Here is a 16,772-nt window from a genome sequence, read left to right on the forward strand (position 1 = left end):
CCAGAGGCGGCAGTGCAGAATGCGCTTTTCTCTGCGGAACTTTCTCTCGATGGAAACTGCCGTCCGATCAGCGGCATTCTCCCGATGGCGATTACGGCGCGGGAACATGGTCTCACAGAGTTTTACGTTGCACCGTCCAATGCAGATGAGGCACTTCTTATTGACGGACTGAAGGTCTATGCGGTCGAGAATCTGGCGCAGCTTGTGCGTCATCTGGCGGGCACGGAGAAGTTGACTCCTGCTGTGCCACACTCGACAGAGCAGAAAACGGATGCAGCCTTCACCGATGACTTTGCGGATGTGCAGGGACAGTATCAGGCGAAGCGTGCGCTTGAGATTGCAGCGGCGGGAGGGCATAACGTCCTAATGGTCGGCGTACCCGGTTCGGGCAAGACGATGCTGGCACGTCGGATGCCTTCGATTCTGCCGGAGCTGACGAAGGAAGAAGCCATCGAGATCACGAAGATTTACAGCATCTCGGGGCTGCTCGGAAAGGATACAGGGCTTGTGACGACGCGCCCCTTCCGCAGTCCGCATCATACATCCTCGACGGTGGCGATGATCGGCGGCGGGAGCATCCCGCGCCCGGGCGAGGTGACACTCGCGCATCACGGCGTGCTCTTTCTCGATGAGCTGCCGGAGTTCAGCAAGAAGACGCTCGAGGTGCTGCGCGAGCCGATTGAGGATCGCCAGATTACGGTATCGCGTGCGAATGCGACGCTGACCTTTCCCTCTAGTATCATTTTGGTAGCGGCAATGAATCCTTGACCGTGCGATTAACAGATACGGGTGATTCTCCAAAAACATAATGAACTTTGAGCGTTAAACCGTCCTCCGTAGAGATGGCAGTTATCTTTTTTATGAGTGTGTGGAAAATCTCAAACTTGAGATCGAGGCTAACAGTGGATGAATCTGTTAGCTTTTTTTTTATTTCGTTTAAAATCTCCAATGTAGTCTCCTGTTGGTCGAATGTCGCCGATGCTTCGCCACGGCTTTTCAGTGCGGATAGTTCAAATTGTACCGTGCTTTTCTTGTCTGCGACTTTTCTAAGCTGCTTTTCTACCTCTTCAAATGTAATCAGTTTTGCACGGTACACGTCCATAACGCGCTCGCGTTCGTTCTCACATTCTGCGAGCTGCATCTCTAACAGGTGTATTTGCTTGGCTGATTCTGTGGCCTTGCCTCGGTTTGCCGCTATCGCTTCGACAACCATGTTGGGATTGTTGATGTACTGCATACAATCTTCCCATACTTCACTTTCAACCCAGTCCATATTGACAGCTAAGGCGGTACATTTTTCTCTCCCCAGTTTTTTATACATGCGCTTTCCGTTGCATGTGTAATATCTTGTGCCCTTGTCGTTGACTCCGACATAGGTGCTGCCACATGCCGCACACTTAATAAGCCCGCGCAACAAGTATTTCGTTTTCGCGTTACGCATTGCAGTGAGCTGATTGTTGTGCATCACCTCCTGCGCCTCATCCCATATTTCCTTTGAGACGATGGCGGGTACTTCACGTTCAATCAGTTCTCTCCCGTGTGGAGAACGTTTGCCGTACCGATGCACGCCGTAATACGTTGTGTTTTTTGCGATACACAGGACGCGTCCCGTGAACCAAATACCGCGCGTATGATTGTGTCGCTTTCCTTTTATTCCACGAAGTACATAGGAAGGCGGGATTCCTAGACTATTAAGGCGGTGCGCTACTGCTATCGACGACATTTTTTCTTCGGCGATCAGATGGAAGATCAGACGGATAACATCCGCCTCGGACATCCCTGTTCCCGGAATCTCTGTTTCGTTGACTTCAAGGAACCGATCACCGTTGACAATGTATCCGTAGGGGACAATCCCGCCTAACCATTTGCCGGCCGCAGCGGCTCGGTTTGTTCCCAGCTGCATGCGTTGCAAGATATTGCTGCGCTCTAAGTCTGCGACTCCAGCGAGAATCGTCAACAAAAAGCGACCAGATGGGTCGCTTGTATCAAACGGCTCTGTCATAGACTTTAGCTTTACGCCGTATTGCTCAAGTTCATATATTGCATTGATGATTATGCGAGTTACACGGCCGAGACGGTCTAGCTTGAACACAAGGAGGGTAGAGAAAAGCCCCTCTTTTGCGTCTGAGAGTAGCTCTGTTCCAGCTGGACGCTCTTCGATCGGGAGCGTTCCTGTGATTCCGTCATCTTTGTAAATTTTGACGATGCGGATGCCGTTGAGATCACAGTACTTATTGGCGTACTCGATCTGTGATTCGATTGTTCCTCGTTCCGCCTGATCGTCTGTTGAGACACGGCAATATACTGCGGCTTCTTGAATTTGATTGGTGAAGTTCATGATGCGTGCTCCGTCTCAAATTACGTCCATAAAAGAGGAAATCTGTGGAGTTAATTCTTGTTAAGTCCATAAAACATATGATTTTGGTTCTTAGTGCACTGGGAAGAAATAGCGATATTTTCCTACTTAGAAAAATAACTAGGAAAAAACAGCCGATTTTTCCTAGTTATACATTCCTTGATCGAGTCAAGACATAGAGATAAAACAGAAGCGATAGGAGAACGCCAGTCAGTAGCACCACGGTTATGCCAACCAAGACAATATGCCATGTCTCTATGGGTATCAAGATGTTTCCAACACAGGAGATCAGCGTGTATGTAACGAGCATTTTTAGGCGATAGAGGTGATTGAGTACGCCCGCTTTTTTGAGCGTGACTGTGATGATCGTGGAAAGGAGCAAGAACAGGAGTGTTTGTCCTGCGCTTGCTCCAAGCAAATCAATCATGGGTTAACATCCACAAGTGGGGCTGAAGGTTCCGTCGCAGCACTTCGTCCGTCCGTTCTCGCATCCACATACACCTTTGTGGTGACTGCAGCAACCACGTTTGAGGTATATCATGCGATGGTTATAGGTGCCGACAATGGAGCCAAGCTCCGGTGGTGCCGCTTCAGAGGCAAGGACGAAGTTTGCAATAGATCCTTCTTCTGCTTGTGGGACTGCGGCAAATACTGTATGGGATAACAGCGCCACAAGCAATGTTGTGAGAATAGAGATGCATTTCATTATTCTTTCTCTCCCTTCATATCTACCATCGGCAGGCGACCTTTTTCAATATGTTTTGCGGCGTCTTTTAAGACCTTGACGTTCGTAAACCCATTTTGAAATAGAATCTGCGCTGCACGAATAGAATAACCGTCATCGGGGCATGAGCAAAAGATCATGTAAGCCTTTGCTTTATCTTGCTCAGCAATGAAGTCATCAAGAGGTTTCTTCTTGTATGGGTTAATCCATATCTCTCCGGGGACTTCTTTCTTACTCCGCGCTCTGCTCTGCTCGGAACGGACATCAATTACCTGCACGGCTTCTGGAGCTTTTAAGTATTCCTTTATCGTTATGAACGAATACTCAACTTGCTCCTTTTGTTGTGACTGCTCTGCTGATATAACACTGGCGTTCAGCAAAACGAGCAATAACATAATGGAGATGCGTAATAGGTTCATTTTCTTCCTCCCTTAGATAATGATGTAGAAGTCTGACATCACCTTTTGTTTAACTGCTTACGCAGATTGTATAGGTCTGATTCTAGGAGGTTGACTTTTCTCTCTAGATCAAAGCTGCTTGCCGTTACAGAAGAATCTACACTGTCGACATTATCCTCTAGGTTTGCAACTCTGTCATCGAGATCGTCGGTCTTCCCCTCGAGATCTAGGAGGTTGCTCTCTAGATCGCTGATTGAGGATTCCATGCTATCCACTTTCTTCAGGAGTTTTTTTGAGGGCGTGTTGTTCTTTTGAACGATCTCATGGAGGGACTTGATATAGTTTTGCTGCTGATAGGTGATAAAGCCGAGGATGATAGAGGATAGCAGAGAGAGCGAAGCGATGTAAAGGCAGATTTTATTGGTTTTATCCATGATGAAATTTTCCTAGTCATATATTGGGGCTAAAATCATAAAATCTGGAGTTGTGAACCAATTTGTCATGGAATAACTCCGCATAAAAGGAAATACCATAAGCAACAACGGTTCCTCGTGAATCAGGTGTTATCTTGATTACCATATTGATTTTGTCATCATTGAGAATATCTCCACGTTGGTTGTAGTATATAAATCGACGATAAGTCACTGTGTTTTGGATAATATCATATGTTTGCAATGTAAGAGCATAGTCTAACTCATTAAATCGGCTATCACCAACACGTTTGGCATATTCTTCTGCCCCCTCTTTAGTGAACACTTCCTTTTCCCAATATGTAATTTTTGTAGTATCCACCGTTTTTTTAGAATGTTCCATTGGATCGTTCTTTAACTCATAATGAATATCATCGAGATTGAAATAGATTGTGGATTTTTCGGTTTCCGACAGTTTCTCCCATGTAGCCTCCGCATATCCAACGTTTGCTGAGAGCATGACAAAGATAGTAATAACAAAGAAAAGTACTAACTTTTTCATGGTGATTACCTCCCTAATTAACCCCTACATAACTTAATCCAAAAAACTAAGGATGCCAGCCCTCAGCGAGAAAACGACTTACATAATATTCGCCTAAATCGTAACGATAGGACATGAGACACTCGGCAAATTCGTTTGCCTCATCCTCTATCCTACTGCTGGAAAAAGAAATGATATGCATGGAGAATGCAGCATATCCAGGGTGGCAAACGACATGACCAAGCTCATGGCAAAGTACTGCCGATTGCTGCCATTCTGCAAGATTTTCATTGATCATAATCAGCTTGCGACGCAAGATTCGTTTCCAGAACCCATTAACGGTCATAGGAAGATCAGAAAAAAGAACGACGCAATTAAGTTCTTTTGCCAGCCGATATGGGTCTGAAGTATCATACCGATCGACAAGGTTTCTCACTCGTAAAGGGATGTTCAGAGACAACAAACACACCTCCCTACATTTCTCTCTCGTTCCCTTATTTTTTATGCCGATTCTTCTCTTTGATATCCCAGAAGGCAAGCTCAAGTGCTTTCCTTACTCTTTCTTTGTCCTCTGCGTTTAGCACTACGCCGTTATATGTAAGTTCGTCGTCTTCAAGAATCTTTTCGAGCTGACGACGCGTGCGGGAATCCATGTGGGGGCGTGGGCGAGCTGGAGAAGATGAATTTTCCTTAATTAATTCTTCGACAGGGATACCGAAAACTCCGGACAGGACAACAATATCATCTTGATTAATTGTTGTAGTATAGCCACGCTCCCAGTTGGAGATAACTTGAGGGGACTTGTTGATCTTAAACCCAAGTTCTTTCTGCGTGAGGCCGTTTTCTTTACGGTAATATTTAATCCTTTCGCTGATGTTCATGGTTTCACCTCCGAAAAATATTTTACTTAATTATAGCATATATAACGGATTCTGTTATAAAAACTAACCGAATTTGAGATAAAAATTTAAAAACAACTTGACAATAACGGAATCCGTTAGTATTATATGAACAGTGGACTGTGTTTAAGGAGGTGATATAGTGTCTGTGAACGAAAATATTGGTCGTATTCGTCGCGCAAAAGGCGTTACTAAAACTCATGTAGCGAAAGCTTTGGGGATGAGCCTCCAAGGCTACCGTTATATTGAGAACGGTGATGTCCGGCTTGACGTCGAACGAATGAAGAAAATAGGAGATTCGTTGGGGGTGGATAGCACTGTTTTTTTGGATGATGAACTAACGGATTCCGTTATAGACGGGCAAAGGAGAAAATATGAAGGAGGTTAAGAAGACGCGAAAACCTCGCAAGCCGAGGCACAAGCTCACTCTCGTGAGCGAGCCCGGAACTGGCTCACCCGCTGAGATGTGGGAGAAGCTGGCGAAGATTGTCCTCGGGCGGGACGTGAAGTTCGTGGACAAGAGGAAGGAAGTGTGCAAATGAACGGATATGCTGAAGATATTATCCTCATGGCGGTTAAGGGCATCATCAGAACTGCTAAACAGATAGAAGATGTGCACTCGCATGAACTCGTAAAACGTGCTGCTGTCACATTACATGAAATCGCAGAGCTGATGGAGGCGGCGGCAAAAGAAAAAGCGCCCGAGGCGGCGGCAACCGCTCTGAGCGCAGAGAAATAAGATTTACACCGTGAGTATATCACGGATGAGGAGGAATAGCAAACATGAGATACAGGGTAAATTTCCGTATTGAGGGGGCTGTCGAGGTAACAGCCTCATCTGAGGAGGAGGCAGAGGAGATCGTCGAGGATATGGAGCGTAGCAAGATGCTCGAGCTTTTCGACTTCGATGAGCAGGGATTCTCGGCGGCGGCGTATGAGATGGATGAGGAGGAGTGATGGCTAAGCTGATTATGTCCGTCGCAGAGATGACGGACGAGAAGAAGTGGCTTGAAGCACGGAGCACAGGAATTGGCGGCAGCGATGCCGCTGCCATCGTTGGTCTCAACCGCTGGAAGTCGCCCTTTCAGCTCTGGCTTGAAAAGACAGGCAAGGCAGAGCCGGATGATCTCTCTGAGAACGAATACGTCTACTGGGGCAAGGTGCTCGAGGAGGCGGTCGCAAAACGATTCTGCGAGCTGACAGGAAAGAAGGTGCAGCGGCGCGGGCTCTTGCAGATGGATGGTTGTCCATACATCATAGCAAGCGTCGACCGTATGGTCGTCGGCGAGAACGCGGGCCTTGAGTGCAAGACTTGCAACGGCTTCGCGGCGAAGGAGTGGGAGGACGACGAAGTCCCCGCCGCCTACTATGTGCAATGTCAGCACTACATGATGGTCACGGGCTGCGAGCGGTGGTACATCGCGGTGCTCATCGGCGGGAATAGGTTCGTGTGGAAGGAGATTCCACGCAATGACAAAGAGATTGATCTCCTGTTCCAAGCAGAGACTGAGTTCTGGCATAAGGTGCAGGAGGGCATCATGCCGGAGGTGGACGGAAGCGAGAGCTGCAAGGATGCCCTCGTCGCAGAGTTTCAGGGCGGCATCGCTGAGCCGTTAACGCTTCCAGGCATGGCAGTGGGGATCATCGAGCAAATCCGTAAAATCGAGGATGCGAAAAATGACCTCGAAAACAACAGCGAGTTCTATAAGAATCAGCTCCGCAAGATGATGGGGAGCTACGAGCTCGGATATGCGGGAGATTACAAAGTCTCATGGAAGGCACAGGCGGGGCGCACAACCATCGACAGTAAGGCACTCAAAGAAAAGGAGCCGGAAATCTACGCCAAGTATGCCAAGCAGGGCAAGCCAACCCGAGTACTGCGGATCAGCTGACAGATAAAGAAGGGAGAAATCTATCATGGCAAGTGTAAAAGGCGGCGCAATCCAGAAAGCGCAGGAACAGAAGACCGTAGCGGCACAGCAGCAGAAGTCAATCAAAGACCTCATCATTTCGATGGAGGGGCAGATCGCGAAAGCACTGCCCTCCGTCCTTACTCCCGAACGCTTCACGCGCATGGTGCTCACGGCACTCAGCACGAATCCAACACTGCGTGAGTGTACGCCGGCCAGTTTTCTCGGAGCGATGATGCAGGCGGCGCAGCTGGGCGTTGAGCCGAATACACCGCTCGGACAGGCGTATCTTATCCCGTATAAAAACCACGGGACAATGGAGTGCCAATTCCAGCTCGGTTACAAAGGGCTTCTCGACCTTGCGTATCGGAGCGGTGAGGTCGTCATCATCCAGGCGCACGAAGTCTACGAAAACGATACATTTGAGTATGAGTTCGGGCTTGAACCGAAACTCAAACACATTCCGGCAACGGGAGAGAAAGGTGCGGTGACGCACTACTACGCTATGTTCAAGACCAAGAGCGACGGATATGGATTCCATGTCATGAGTCGCGCTGAAGTAGAGACTTTCGCGCAAAAGTACAGTTTCGCGTACAAGAAGGGCTATACATCTCCGTGGACGACAAACTTTGACGAGATGGCAAAAAAGACCGTTCTCAAGGCGTGCCTCAAATACGCACCGATCAAGACCGAGTTCGCGCGTACGCTGAGCGCCGACGAGACCATCAAGACATCGATCGCAGCGGATATGGTCAGTGAGGCGGACGAGACGGACTACATCGATGCTGAAGCCGTTGAAGTCGAGGACACACCCACTGAAGATTCGCCGAAGCCAAACAAGTTTATGAGTGCGGCAAAGGATGCGCCAGATAACGTTGACCCGGAGACGGGCGAGATCAAATGATTCTGGTTGGCAGCGTTGTCGGGGAGACGGACAGAGGTATTAATATCTTCGTCCCCTTCCCGGAGCGCATAGATAAGCTCTATGGCTGTCATGAGAGTGTTAGCGTCGAATTCGTGGACAAGCGGCGTATCAGTGCAGACCAGCGTAAGAAAGCCTATGTGCTGATCTCCTACATCGCTGCATGGTGGGGATATACCCCGCTGGAATGCATGAAGGAAATACTAAAGCTCATGTTCATCGGTGAGGCGGAAACGCTGCGAAGGTCATTCTCACTCTCGAACTGTGACATGACGACGGCCCGGCTGTTTATTACGTATCTCATCGACTTCTGTCTGCTTCACGGCGTGGACGTGGGAGAGCCGTTGTATCAGCTCTCAGAGGATATCCCACGCTATGTGTGGGCGTGCCTCATGAACAAGCGGTGCGCGGTGTGTGGGAGGAAAGCGGAACTGCATCACGTCGATGCGGTGGGTATGGGACGCAATCGCAAGGAAATATGCCACATTGGTATGCGGGCGCTGCCTCTTTGCAGGGAGCATCATACGGAGATACATGCAGTAGGGCGGGAGGATTTTCTAAGGAGGTACATCCTTGAGCCGGTGAAGATTGACGAGCGGATCGCGGATGTGTACCGATTGTGGAAGAATAGGAGGTAAAGATATTGTTTATCGTTAAAGACTTGGAACGGCTGAGAGAGTATGGATTTAAACCATTGGGATATAAAAATTCCAAGGGACTTGAAATCTATCAGAAGGAGATAGGTGTATCCAAATATGATGGCGCAATCGCAACTCTAGAACTTATTGTGAATGCTCAAGGGGCAAGAGAGAATGAAGTTATGATTTGCTGTGATGCAGATTTTGTCTCAAGTTTAGATGATACTCGCGCTGTCATGTGGGACTTTGAAGAAATTTCTGAGATGCTGAATGATGATGTGATTGTGTGGAGCAAGCTCCCTAGACCATAGAAAAGCGAGGTGAATGGTGTGTTGACGCTGATTGATCGGTTCAGAATGTTTGCGAGAGCTGCATCGGCGGACGATCGAATCGGCTCCATCGAAATAGCGGTTTATACAATGCTGCTGAGCATTGACAATGACCTGTTGTTTCAGGAGTGGTTCGGGTGCTCTGATCGTCGCTTGCAAGATATGACCAACGTCGGAAGCGTGAATACCATCACAAAAGCAAAGAATAGGTTGAAGCAGCTCGGGTGGATTGATTTCAAGACGGCCGGCAAAAAGACAACCTTGTATAAATTGACTACCCCTGTTGCGACAGTATGTGAGACAGATACTGAGACAGTATGTGAGACAGATACTGAGACAGTATGTGAGACAGATACTGAGACAGTATGTGAGACATTAATAAGACAAGACAAGACTGCTAGACAAGACAAGACTGCAGCAGCTGCAACGCGCGCGCGCGAGGAGGGCAACTCTCTCGCAGAGGTGGTGCAGGTGTTCGAGAATAACATCCACCCCGTCGCAGGGAAGATCGAGCAGGACGCTCTTGTTGACCTCACGGACGAATACAGTGCTCTCTGGGTGACAGAGGCGATCAAGGAGGCGGCGTTATCCAACGCACGAAATCTGCGTTATATCACAGCGATTCTCGAGCGGTGGAAGCGTGAGGGATTCAAGGCACCTCGGAAAGGAGTGAAGAGCAGTGGAACAGGCAGGAGCAATCGTCCAGCGGTTGATGCAAGCCGGTATCAAGATTTCATCGAGGCCGACAAAAACTATACCCCTCCGTGGGAAGTACGACCTAACGACGGAGGAGATACAGCGGCATCGGGATGAGATCGCGGACATCGAGGCAGCGCAAGATCTCTGTCGGGGGTGCAACGGTGAGAGCTGCAAGCAGCCGTCACGGGGGATGATTCCGGTCGTGGACACGTCCTATGGGCGATTCTGCCATGCTCTCCGTCCCTGCAAGCATGAGCGCAATCGGCGGGAGCGTATGCGGATTGCGCGGCTCTTTGCCTCTGCGCGGATTCCTCGGGCATACGAGGGAGACACGTTCGCGGATTATGACATCATGGACGGCAACAAGGGCGCGGTAGCTGCGGCACACCTCATGATCGCGGGGGAGATTGGCGGTCTGTTCATCCACGGTGTCCGTGGCACAGGCAAGACCAAACTTGCGGCGATCATTGCCAATGAGCGGGCAAGGGCGGGGCATCCTGTGCTCTTTGCTTCCGTGCCTGATCTGATGGCAGATATTCGCGGCTCGTTCAAGGACGGCAGTACTTCGGAGACGGTTCAGGCGGTCAAGGAGACGCCCTTCTTGGTTTTGGATGACCTCGGGAGCGAGAAGATGAGCGAGTGGGTCGGCGAGCAGCTCTTTTGCATCGTCAACTACAGGTACAACGAGCGCTTGCAGACGGTTGTCACAAGTAATTACAGCCCGACACAGATCATCGCGCACATGGCAACGGTGGACAGGGACGGCAACGTGATTGACGATATGCAGGGGCAGCGCATCATGTCCCGTATCTACGGGATGTGCGAGAGGGTAGAGATCAAGGGCGCCGACTGGCGCATGAAAGGAGCGTGCTGAGATGGCAGAGATTGACATGACAAAGCCGCAGCCGTGCAACATGTTTGACGTTGTGGATGGTGAGGCGTGGGCAAAGGAACTGGGCAAGCACATGTATGATGTCGTTAGAGATGTGATATACATGGATCAGTTCTTTGATTGTATAGAGCGTGCGGATGAAGAGGCTCTCGCCGAAAAACTCACGGATATCATCACGGTCTGCACGTCGTGGCTTGCCGCGCTCGGCTATGACGAGGAGATGCGCGGTGAGCTTCAAAAGCGAATCAACGAGAAGAACAAGGCGCGCGGGTATTTCTGAATGCGTGTCGGGTTGATCGATGTGGACGGGACAAAGTTCCCAAATATAGTGCTCATGAAACTATCGGCGTGGCACAAACAGCAAGGTGACAGTGTTCGTCTGCTGCGCCCCGAAGACGTTCTGCTCGGCGGTGATCTGTTCGGCGGCTATGACAAGCTCTATGCTGCGTGCGTATTCACGGCAAACGCTGAGACAGCGCAGCGGCTTGAGGACATCGGTGCAGAGGTCGGAGGGACGGGAATATCTCATGCGATCACTTTGCCTCACGAGATTGAGCACGTCTATCCCGATTATGCCCTCTACGGTGACACAGCGACCGCCTACGGATTCCTTACACGAGGATGTCCAAGGGCGTGTCCCTTCTGCATTGTCGCAGGGAAAGAGGGGAGGGAGAGCCGCAAAGTGGCAGACCTGAGCGAGTTTTGGAGCGGTGAGAAGACAATCAAGCTGCTTGACCCGAATTTGCTTGCAGCATCGGAGCACATGGAACTCCTCGGACAGCTTACAGAGAGTGGCGCGTGGGTGGACTTTACACAAGGGATAGACGCGCGGCTCCTCACGGCGGAGAATATCGACCTGCTGAATGTGTGCAAAGTCAAAATGCTCCATTTCGCATGGGACAATCCGCGTGATGAGATCGTTCCTCGTATGCTTCGGATGTTCGCGGAGAAATCGACGGTGACGGACTACCGCAAGCGTAAGGTGTACGTCCTCACAAACTATTGGAGCACGCACGCGGAGGATTTACGGCGGGTGTACTGGTTGAGAGAGAATGGCTATGACCCATACGTTATGATCTACGACAAGCCGCACGCGCCGAAAGAAACAAGGCAGCTGCAACGGTGGACGAACAACAAGATCATCTTTCGAAGCTGTGAACGATTTGAAGATTATCGGAGGTGAAGAACATGGATGAGTATCATCCCTGCAAGAAGCCTGACCCGACGGCGCGGGAGGCGATTGGGAATGTGATGCGGGCACAAAAACAGGAGACCGCAGGGGAGCGACGCCGGAAAGCTGTGCCGAAGGATATGCGCCGTGAGGTCTATGAGATGTACGACGGGCACTGCGCGTATTGTGGTAAGGAGATCGACATCAAGGACATGCAGGTCGATCATGTGCAATCCGTCAAACTCGGCGGCGCGGATGAGATCGAAAACTACCGCCCCGCGTGCCGCTCGTGCAATTTCTACAAGTCCACGATGAGTGTTGAGGGCTTGCGTGAACAGCTGGGACTTATCATCGGGCGGCTCGAAAAATTGTTGACGTTCCGCCTTGCTCTTGCACACGGTTTGATTCGGCTCACAGGCAGACCCGTCAAATTCTATTTCGAGGAGTATGACCGATGATTCTGCATACACGCAGGAAGCCAAACAAGTACAACGCACGCAAGACAACGGTCTATAGGCGCACCTTTGACAGCAAGCGCGAGGCGGAGTGGTATATGATGCTCCGCGAGAAACTGAGACTCGGCGAGATCAAGCACCTTGAGTGTCAGCCAACGTACACCTTGCTTGAGGGGTTCCGGGACAACCAAGGCAAGCCGCAGAAACCAATCACCTATACACCGGATTTCCTCGTCGAGTATGATGATGGCCGGCGCGAGGTGATCGAGGTCAAGGGTGTGCGGACGCGGGACTATCAGCTGCGAAAGAAGCTCTTTCTCCACATGATGCGGGAGACAGATATTGTTTTTAGGGAGGTACGGTGATGACGCTCGGTAGCTTGTTTGACGGAATCGGCGGATGGCTCCTTGCGGCGCGTCATGCAGGGGTAACACCTGTATGGGCAAGTGAGATTGAGCCGTTTCCGTGCTCTGTGACGGCGCGGCATTTCCCGAACGTGAAGCAGTTCGGGGACATTACGCAGATTGACCCAGACGAGATAGATCCTGTGGACATCATCTGCGCGGGCAGTCCATGTCAAGATTTGAGTATTGCCGGGAAAAGAAAGGGGCTGGATGGTGAACGCAGTGGCTTATTCCGAACAGCAGTTGAGCTTGTTCGAAGAATGCGAATACGCACGGGGGGGCGGTATCCTCGTTTCTTTGTCTGGGAGAACGTGCCTGGAGCATTCTCGAGCAACAAGGGCGCTGATTTTAGAGCCGTGCTTGAAGAAATCGGACAGATCGAGATTCCAATGCCTTCAAATGGGAAATGGGCGAACGCAGGACTGGCAGAACTGCCTAAGTGTGACATTGCATGGCGCGTCCTCGACGCTCAATATTGGGGAGTCCCCCAACGTCGCCGTAGAATCTTCCTTGTCGCGGATTTTGCAGCCGATGGAAGACGTGCCGGAGAAATACTATTTGAGTCCGAGGGCGTGTCTGGGGATACTGCGGAGAGCACAGAAGAGAGGAAAGGAACTGCCGGAGGAACTGCGGATTGCGCTCGAACGTCAAGCGATGCTGTGATGCCATTTGACACAACACAAATCACATCCCCTCTGAATGGCAATCGCCCACAATACGGAGATCCATGTCATCCACTGTGCGCTACCGCCCATATTCCCGCTGTTGTTATTAAGACGGCAGGTTTTATCGGGAAAGCTGCTCCCTCTGCGGGAAACATCGGCTATGCAAAAGAACTCGCCCCGACCCTGCTTGCAGGGAAAGAAATGCACGTCGCAGTCTACGACATGACGCACGCGGATGAGGTCATGCGTCCCGTCAAAGATGGCATTGTCCCGACGCTCAACGCGCGTATGGGAACAGGCGGGAATCAAGTCCCCGTGGTAAACGCTTACTGCATCGCAGGAAATACCATTGACCGCAAGATAGAGAACGGCGGTAACGGGAAGGGCGTACTTGTAGAGACAGCATACACGCTGAACACAGTTGACCGTCATGCGGTCGCAGAAATCTACGGAGCGAAGTCCTATAGCGAATACGAAGCGGGAAAAGTCGCAACTCTGCGTGCATCGGGGGGCGCATATGGCGGGGGCAGCGAAAACCTCGCGCTATCATACTCCATCGTGCGCCGCCTCACACCAACCGAATGCGAACGGTTGCAGGGACTAGAGGACGGATACACCGATGGCGGTAGCGACACAGCCCGCTACAAGGCACTCGGAAACGGCATGGCGCAGCCGTGCGCGGATTATGTGATTCGACGGATTGTTGAAGAGACGAAGGAGGCATGAGAAAAATGGCAGAACAGAAATATCCGCAGGACGAGGAACAGAACGAATACCGCTACATTTCGGCATCGTGGCTGGATGAAATTGCCAAGGGACTGACAAAGGGAGCAGCAAAACATCCGGGTGAAACGTGGCGAACCATCCCATCGGACGAACACCTTTCCCGTGCTATGCGTCACATCAACCTCTACCGAATGGGGGATAGGACTGAACCGCATATCATCAACGCGAGTATGCGCTTGATGATGGCGTTTTGCACTACACTTGATGATGATGTGATTCACGCACACAAGAGCAAGCATTATCACGAGGAGTTATCCAAACATTATTTACGTGAGATAGAGGAGAGCCGTGAAACAGATACTTGACGCTTGCTGCGGATCCAAAATGTTCTGGTTTGACCGCGAGCATCCGGCAGCCGTGTTTATGGACAATCGCAGCTTTGCAAAGACGCTATGTGATGGGCGCCGATTCGAGGTCAAGCCCGATCTGATCGCGGACTTTCGAGAGATTCCATTTCCCGACGGGAGCTTCCGGCTTGTTGTATTTGATCCACCGCACCTGTGCAGAGCTGGAAAGAGTTCATGGCTCGGCATCAAGTACGGTGTCCTCGATAGTACGTGGCAGGATGACCTGCGCCGGGGATTCGAGGAGTGTATGCGTGTACTGAAACCTCATGGGGTATTGATCTTCAAGTGGAGCGAAGATCAGATCAGCACAGCGGATGTATCGCAAAAATCTGGTTGAAGTTGCTGAATATCAACCAAAAACGGGAAATATGACACTTATCTACGCGGAAAACGAGATGAAGGAGCAAAGAACATGAATAAGAAATACGCCTACATCTACGACCTTTACGGGGAGGGGTATTGGACGGGATTTGCAAGCGTTGCGGAGGCTCTTGCGGCGGCGCGAGAGCGCGAACCTGATGCATTGATTGTCTACATCACCGAAACAGAAGAGTATGTGCCGCGTGTCTGGTATGACAGCGTGATCGACAATTTGCAAGAGGCGTGTGATGATGAGTGCGCAGGATGCTATGAGGGGTATCTTGATGACGCGTCCGAAAAAGACAAAAAGGAACTGGGTGATATGCTCACGGCTACATTCGTACAGTGGGCAAAGGAACGCGGTATCAAGTATTGGGTAGATATTCCTGCCACGAAAAAAGGTGTCCTGTATGATCTGCAAACAGGAAAGCCCGTAGAGGAGGAATCCGAATGAATCACTTTGTAGGAATCGGACGGCTCACGCGAGACCCGAATGTAAAGTACACGCAGAGCGGGAAGGCTTACGCCTCGTTTACGCTTGCGATTGACCGCTTCGCCTTTCGCTATGCTCTGCCCCGACAATCCTATGCGCTGTCTCTCGTGTCCGATCTCGTCCTGCGGCGCGTGGATGAGTTTGAGGATTGGCAGTTGCGAGATATGATTGGTGAGATCGAGGCACATTGGGAGGAGAACAATGAGATCCACCCGATAGACCGAGATGTGCAGCGGCTCTTTCGAGATCGGCTGCGAGGAGCACTTTTGGAACGCGGTGTAGCACAGGCGGTATAAGAAAAAAGAGCGGCACATAACCGCTCTTTTGGTGTGTAGACAGGAGGAAACAGAGTGAGAGAGTACGGCGACTATATCAGGGAGACAAAGCGGCTTTTGCAGAACTATGCAAAGATGAAGGTCGCCGTCACGAATCTCACAGAGGAGATTGAGGCACAGGAGATGATCTTGCGTGACGAATCCATATCCTCTATCCAATACGGAGATGACCGTATCTGTGGAGGTACAAGGGAACTGACGATTACGGAGGCGGCTGCTGCACGGCGCATTAAGTTAGAGGGGCATATCGCTGATATGCGGATCCGCAGAGATGAAATAGAGCGCACAATACGCGCGATCGATCGAGCCTTTGAGTCGCTGGATGATGCGGATATAGAGCTATTACGGGAGCGGTATATGCGCGGGCAGTCGTGGGTAGAGATTGCTGAGGCGCTGAGCTATACGGAGAAGTGGGTGCGTGATAAAGGCGGGAAGGCTCTCCGTGATGTAGCGCTCATGTTGTTTGGAGTTATTGTGACACCTGCACAATTGAAAATAGGATTTTGATATAATAGAATATAGCTTGTATATTGGAGGGGATTAAAATGATATATGTTTTGATTATTGCTGTGATATTTTCTTTCATGTGTTACAGAAACAATAGATCAGATATCGAAAGATGTATTACAGGGATATTGCTAATAATTTTTTCTATGGCGATTTATTTATTATGCTTGAATTTTGGAGCATATCTTTTTTCTAAAGATAATTTCTATATACTTGTGGGGGCCATTTCGGCATTTATGGTAACAATATCTAAATATTTATTTTCTGAATATCCACGAATATGGTATCCGTTATTAATGAGTGTTTCCTTTGGATGGGGAGCTTATTTCATATGTATTATATTTAATAAAGCTGACCTTGTTAGAGCTTTTTCTGGGTTATCAATAGGTTGTTTTGTTTGGTTTGTGGAATTATTAACAAAACTAATAGCTAAAAGGATAACATCAAGGCGTAGATGACTTATAAAGAACCTTCAACATACATTTTACTTCCGTTTTTGTTCCGTTTTACTTCCTTTTTTTCGATGGAAAA

The 16,772-nt window shown here is 49.9% G+C and carries 27 protein-coding genes and 1 pseudogene; 22 read left to right on the forward strand and 6 right to left on the reverse strand.

Annotation, left to right across the window (positions count from 1 at the left end; genetic code table 11):
- On the forward strand, positions 1-768 hold a 768-nt coding region (locus HMPREF7545_RS02350), incomplete at its 5' end, for a YifB family Mg chelatase-like AAA ATPase (protein WP_006694072.1).
- Here the strand turns inward: HMPREF7545_RS02350 and HMPREF7545_RS02355 are convergent.
- The 6 genes from HMPREF7545_RS02355 to HMPREF7545_RS02385 all read right to left on the reverse strand — a co-directional run bounded on the left by HMPREF7545_RS02355 (position 740) and on the right by HMPREF7545_RS02385 (position 5,310).
- On the reverse strand, positions 740-2,338 hold the full coding sequence (locus HMPREF7545_RS02355; protein ID WP_006694073.1) for a recombinase family protein: 1,599 nt from the start codon (positions 2,336-2,338) through the stop codon (positions 740-742). The genes HMPREF7545_RS02350 and HMPREF7545_RS02355 overlap by 29 nt on opposite strands.
- A gap of 723 nt (positions 2,339-3,061) precedes the next feature.
- A complete protein-coding gene (locus HMPREF7545_RS02365; RefSeq protein WP_006694075.1) occupies positions 3,062-3,499 on the reverse strand; it encodes a rhodanese-like domain-containing protein in 438 nt (145 codons plus the stop codon).
- Between the two features lie 38 nt (positions 3,500-3,537).
- Entirely contained in the window at positions 3,538-3,912 is a 375-nt protein-coding gene (locus HMPREF7545_RS02370; protein ID WP_006694076.1) for a hypothetical protein, read from the reverse strand.
- A 16-nt stretch (positions 3,913-3,928) separates the two neighbouring features.
- Positions 3,929-4,450, reverse strand: coding sequence for a hypothetical protein (locus tag HMPREF7545_RS02375; RefSeq protein WP_006694077.1), 522 nt, complete (start codon positions 4,448-4,450; stop codon positions 3,929-3,931).
- A 46-nt stretch (positions 4,451-4,496) separates the two neighbouring features.
- The gene (locus tag HMPREF7545_RS10015; RefSeq protein WP_081443563.1) at positions 4,497-4,889 is read right to left on the reverse strand and encodes an ImmA/IrrE family metallo-endopeptidase; all 393 of its coding nucleotides are present in this window, start codon (positions 4,887-4,889) and stop codon (positions 4,497-4,499) included.
- Between the two features lie 34 nt (positions 4,890-4,923).
- A complete protein-coding gene (locus tag HMPREF7545_RS02385; RefSeq protein ID WP_006694079.1) occupies positions 4,924-5,310 on the reverse strand; it encodes a helix-turn-helix domain-containing protein in 387 nt (128 codons plus the stop codon).
- A gap of 160 nt (positions 5,311-5,470) precedes the next feature.
- On the opposite strand from HMPREF7545_RS02385, the gene HMPREF7545_RS02390 reads away from it, so the two are divergent.
- From HMPREF7545_RS02390 to HMPREF7545_RS10225, 21 genes and pseudogenes are all read left to right on the forward strand, one after another.
- The gene (locus HMPREF7545_RS02390; RefSeq protein ID WP_211204977.1) at positions 5,471-5,716 is read left to right on the forward strand and encodes a helix-turn-helix domain-containing protein; all 246 of its coding nucleotides are present in this window, start codon (positions 5,471-5,473) and stop codon (positions 5,714-5,716) included.
- The gene (locus HMPREF7545_RS10130; RefSeq protein WP_006694081.1) at positions 5,703-5,870 is read left to right on the forward strand and encodes a hypothetical protein; all 168 of its coding nucleotides are present in this window, start codon (positions 5,703-5,705) and stop codon (positions 5,868-5,870) included. Before HMPREF7545_RS02390 ends, HMPREF7545_RS10130 begins: the two co-directional genes overlap by 14 nt.
- Positions 5,867-6,067 (forward strand): hypothetical protein, encoded by a 201-nt coding sequence (locus HMPREF7545_RS02395; protein ID WP_006694082.1) that lies wholly within the window; start codon positions 5,867-5,869, stop codon positions 6,065-6,067. Before HMPREF7545_RS10130 ends, HMPREF7545_RS02395 begins: the two co-directional genes overlap by 4 nt.
- A gap of 44 nt (positions 6,068-6,111) precedes the next feature.
- Positions 6,112-6,285, forward strand: a complete 174-nt coding sequence (locus HMPREF7545_RS10135; protein ID WP_006694083.1) for a hypothetical protein — start codon at positions 6,112-6,114, stop codon at positions 6,283-6,285.
- Positions 6,285-7,220 carry a YqaJ viral recombinase family nuclease gene (locus HMPREF7545_RS02400; RefSeq protein ID WP_006694084.1) on the forward strand — a complete coding sequence of 312 codons (936 nt, stop codon included), beginning with the start codon at positions 6,285-6,287 and terminating at the stop codon, positions 7,218-7,220. Before HMPREF7545_RS10135 ends, HMPREF7545_RS02400 begins: the two co-directional genes overlap by 1 nt.
- 25 nt (positions 7,221-7,245) lie before the next feature.
- The gene (locus tag HMPREF7545_RS02405; protein WP_006694085.1) at positions 7,246-8,142 is read left to right on the forward strand and encodes a recombinase RecT; all 897 of its coding nucleotides are present in this window, start codon (positions 7,246-7,248) and stop codon (positions 8,140-8,142) included.
- A complete protein-coding gene (locus HMPREF7545_RS02410) occupies positions 8,139-8,798 on the forward strand; it encodes a putative HNHc nuclease (protein ID WP_006694086.1) in 660 nt (219 codons plus the stop codon). The genes HMPREF7545_RS02405 and HMPREF7545_RS02410 overlap by 4 nt, the downstream gene beginning before the upstream one ends.
- Before the next feature lie 5 nt (positions 8,799-8,803).
- Positions 8,804-9,109, forward strand: coding sequence for a hypothetical protein (locus HMPREF7545_RS02415; protein ID WP_006694087.1), 306 nt, complete (start codon positions 8,804-8,806; stop codon positions 9,107-9,109).
- A 198-nt stretch (positions 9,110-9,307) separates the two neighbouring features.
- Positions 9,308-9,940, forward strand: coding sequence for a DnaD domain-containing protein (locus tag HMPREF7545_RS09930; protein ID WP_169303776.1), 633 nt, complete (start codon positions 9,308-9,310; stop codon positions 9,938-9,940).
- Between the two features lie 88 nt (positions 9,941-10,028).
- Entirely contained in the window at positions 10,029-10,700 is a 672-nt protein-coding gene (locus tag HMPREF7545_RS02430; protein ID WP_248681272.1) for an ATP-binding protein, read from the forward strand.
- Position 10,701: 1 nt separating this feature from the next.
- Positions 10,702-10,998 carry a hypothetical protein gene (locus HMPREF7545_RS02435; RefSeq protein ID WP_006694090.1) on the forward strand — a complete coding sequence of 99 codons (297 nt, stop codon included), beginning with the start codon at positions 10,702-10,704 and terminating at the stop codon, positions 10,996-10,998.
- Positions 10,999-11,901: a radical SAM protein gene (locus HMPREF7545_RS02440; RefSeq protein ID WP_006694091.1), complete on the forward strand. Its 903-nt coding sequence runs from the start codon at positions 10,999-11,001 to the stop codon at positions 11,899-11,901. It begins immediately after the preceding gene.
- Between the two features lie 5 nt (positions 11,902-11,906).
- Positions 11,907-12,347, forward strand: coding sequence for an HNH endonuclease (locus HMPREF7545_RS02445; RefSeq protein ID WP_211204978.1), 441 nt, complete (start codon positions 11,907-11,909; stop codon positions 12,345-12,347).
- Positions 12,344-12,709, forward strand: coding sequence for a DUF1064 domain-containing protein (locus HMPREF7545_RS02450; protein ID WP_006694093.1), 366 nt, complete (start codon positions 12,344-12,346; stop codon positions 12,707-12,709). Before HMPREF7545_RS02445 ends, HMPREF7545_RS02450 begins: the two co-directional genes overlap by 4 nt.
- On the forward strand, positions 12,709-14,139 hold the full coding sequence (locus HMPREF7545_RS10360) for a DNA cytosine methyltransferase (protein WP_006694094.1): 1,431 nt from the start codon (positions 12,709-12,711) through the stop codon (positions 14,137-14,139). Before HMPREF7545_RS02450 ends, HMPREF7545_RS10360 begins: the two co-directional genes overlap by 1 nt.
- A gap of 5 nt (positions 14,140-14,144) precedes the next feature.
- A complete protein-coding gene (locus HMPREF7545_RS02460) occupies positions 14,145-14,504 on the forward strand; it encodes a dATP/dGTP diphosphohydrolase domain-containing protein (RefSeq protein ID WP_248681273.1) in 360 nt (119 codons plus the stop codon).
- The gene (locus HMPREF7545_RS02465) at positions 14,488-14,883 is read left to right on the forward strand and encodes a class I SAM-dependent methyltransferase (protein ID WP_248681274.1); all 396 of its coding nucleotides are present in this window, start codon (positions 14,488-14,490) and stop codon (positions 14,881-14,883) included. Before HMPREF7545_RS02460 ends, HMPREF7545_RS02465 begins: the two co-directional genes overlap by 17 nt.
- Positions 14,884-14,958: 75 nt before the next feature.
- Positions 14,959-15,360, forward strand: a complete 402-nt coding sequence (locus tag HMPREF7545_RS02470) for a hypothetical protein (protein WP_006694097.1) — start codon at positions 14,959-14,961, stop codon at positions 15,358-15,360.
- A pseudogene (locus HMPREF7545_RS10020) lies at positions 15,357-15,458 on the forward strand (single-stranded DNA-binding protein); the annotation flags it as partial. The gene HMPREF7545_RS02470 and the pseudogene HMPREF7545_RS10020, both read left to right, overlap by 4 nt.
- 291 nt (positions 15,459-15,749) lie before the next feature.
- Positions 15,750-16,241 carry a hypothetical protein gene (locus tag HMPREF7545_RS02480; protein ID WP_006694099.1) on the forward strand — a complete coding sequence of 164 codons (492 nt, stop codon included), beginning with the start codon at positions 15,750-15,752 and terminating at the stop codon, positions 16,239-16,241.
- Between the two features lie 38 nt (positions 16,242-16,279).
- Entirely contained in the window at positions 16,280-16,699 is a 420-nt protein-coding gene (locus HMPREF7545_RS10225) for a hypothetical protein (RefSeq protein WP_169303777.1), read from the forward strand.
- Positions 16,700-16,772 lie beyond the last annotated feature (73 nt).

The organism is Centipeda noxia ATCC 43541, assembly GCF_000160555.1.
In the GTDB taxonomy this organism is placed as follows: domain Bacteria; phylum Bacillota; class Negativicutes; order Selenomonadales; family Selenomonadaceae; genus Centipeda; species Centipeda noxia.

What these genes read in the sequence shown, in the direction of transcription:
- HMPREF7545_RS02395 (WP_006694082.1), top strand. Translation starts at nt 5,867, where the DNA reads ATGAACGGATATGCTGAAGATATTATCCTCATGGCGGTTAAGGGCATC.
- HMPREF7545_RS02410 (WP_006694086.1), top strand. Translation starts at nt 8,139, where the DNA reads ATGATTCTGGTTGGCAGCGTTGTCGGGGAGACGGACAGAGGTATTAAT.
- HMPREF7545_RS02370 (WP_006694076.1), bottom strand. Translation starts at nt 3,912, where the DNA reads ATGGATAAAACCAATAAAATCTGCCTTTACATCGCTTCGCTCTCTCTG.
- HMPREF7545_RS02445 (WP_211204978.1), top strand. Translation starts at nt 11,907, where the DNA reads ATGGATGAGTATCATCCCTGCAAGAAGCCTGACCCGACGGCGCGGGAG.
- HMPREF7545_RS02365 (WP_006694075.1), bottom strand. Translation starts at nt 3,499, where the DNA reads ATGAACCTATTACGCATCTCCATTATGTTATTGCTCGTTTTGCTGAAC.
- HMPREF7545_RS02460 (WP_248681273.1), top strand. Translation starts at nt 14,145, where the DNA reads ATGGCAGAACAGAAATATCCGCAGGACGAGGAACAGAACGAATACCGC.
- HMPREF7545_RS02440 (WP_006694091.1), top strand. Translation starts at nt 10,999, where the DNA reads ATGCGTGTCGGGTTGATCGATGTGGACGGGACAAAGTTCCCAAATATA.
- HMPREF7545_RS10130 (WP_006694081.1), top strand. Translation starts at nt 5,703, where the DNA reads ATGAAGGAGGTTAAGAAGACGCGAAAACCTCGCAAGCCGAGGCACAAG.
- HMPREF7545_RS02470 (WP_006694097.1), top strand. Translation starts at nt 14,959, where the DNA reads ATGAATAAGAAATACGCCTACATCTACGACCTTTACGGGGAGGGGTAT.
- HMPREF7545_RS02400 (WP_006694084.1), top strand. Translation starts at nt 6,285, where the DNA reads ATGGCTAAGCTGATTATGTCCGTCGCAGAGATGACGGACGAGAAGAAG.
- HMPREF7545_RS10225 (WP_169303777.1), top strand. Translation starts at nt 16,280, where the DNA reads ATGATATATGTTTTGATTATTGCTGTGATATTTTCTTTCATGTGTTAC.
- HMPREF7545_RS10360 (WP_006694094.1), top strand. Translation starts at nt 12,709, where the DNA reads ATGACGCTCGGTAGCTTGTTTGACGGAATCGGCGGATGGCTCCTTGCG.
- HMPREF7545_RS10135 (WP_006694083.1), top strand. Translation starts at nt 6,112, where the DNA reads ATGAGATACAGGGTAAATTTCCGTATTGAGGGGGCTGTCGAGGTAACA.
- HMPREF7545_RS02405 (WP_006694085.1), top strand. Translation starts at nt 7,246, where the DNA reads ATGGCAAGTGTAAAAGGCGGCGCAATCCAGAAAGCGCAGGAACAGAAG.
- HMPREF7545_RS02355 (WP_006694073.1), bottom strand. Translation starts at nt 2,338, where the DNA reads ATGAACTTCACCAATCAAATTCAAGAAGCCGCAGTATATTGCCGTGTC.
- HMPREF7545_RS02385 (WP_006694079.1), bottom strand. Translation starts at nt 5,310, where the DNA reads ATGAACATCAGCGAAAGGATTAAATATTACCGTAAAGAAAACGGCCTC.
- HMPREF7545_RS02435 (WP_006694090.1), top strand. Translation starts at nt 10,702, where the DNA reads ATGGCAGAGATTGACATGACAAAGCCGCAGCCGTGCAACATGTTTGAC.
- HMPREF7545_RS02450 (WP_006694093.1), top strand. Translation starts at nt 12,344, where the DNA reads ATGATTCTGCATACACGCAGGAAGCCAAACAAGTACAACGCACGCAAG.
- HMPREF7545_RS02375 (WP_006694077.1), bottom strand. Translation starts at nt 4,450, where the DNA reads ATGAAAAAGTTAGTACTTTTCTTTGTTATTACTATCTTTGTCATGCTC.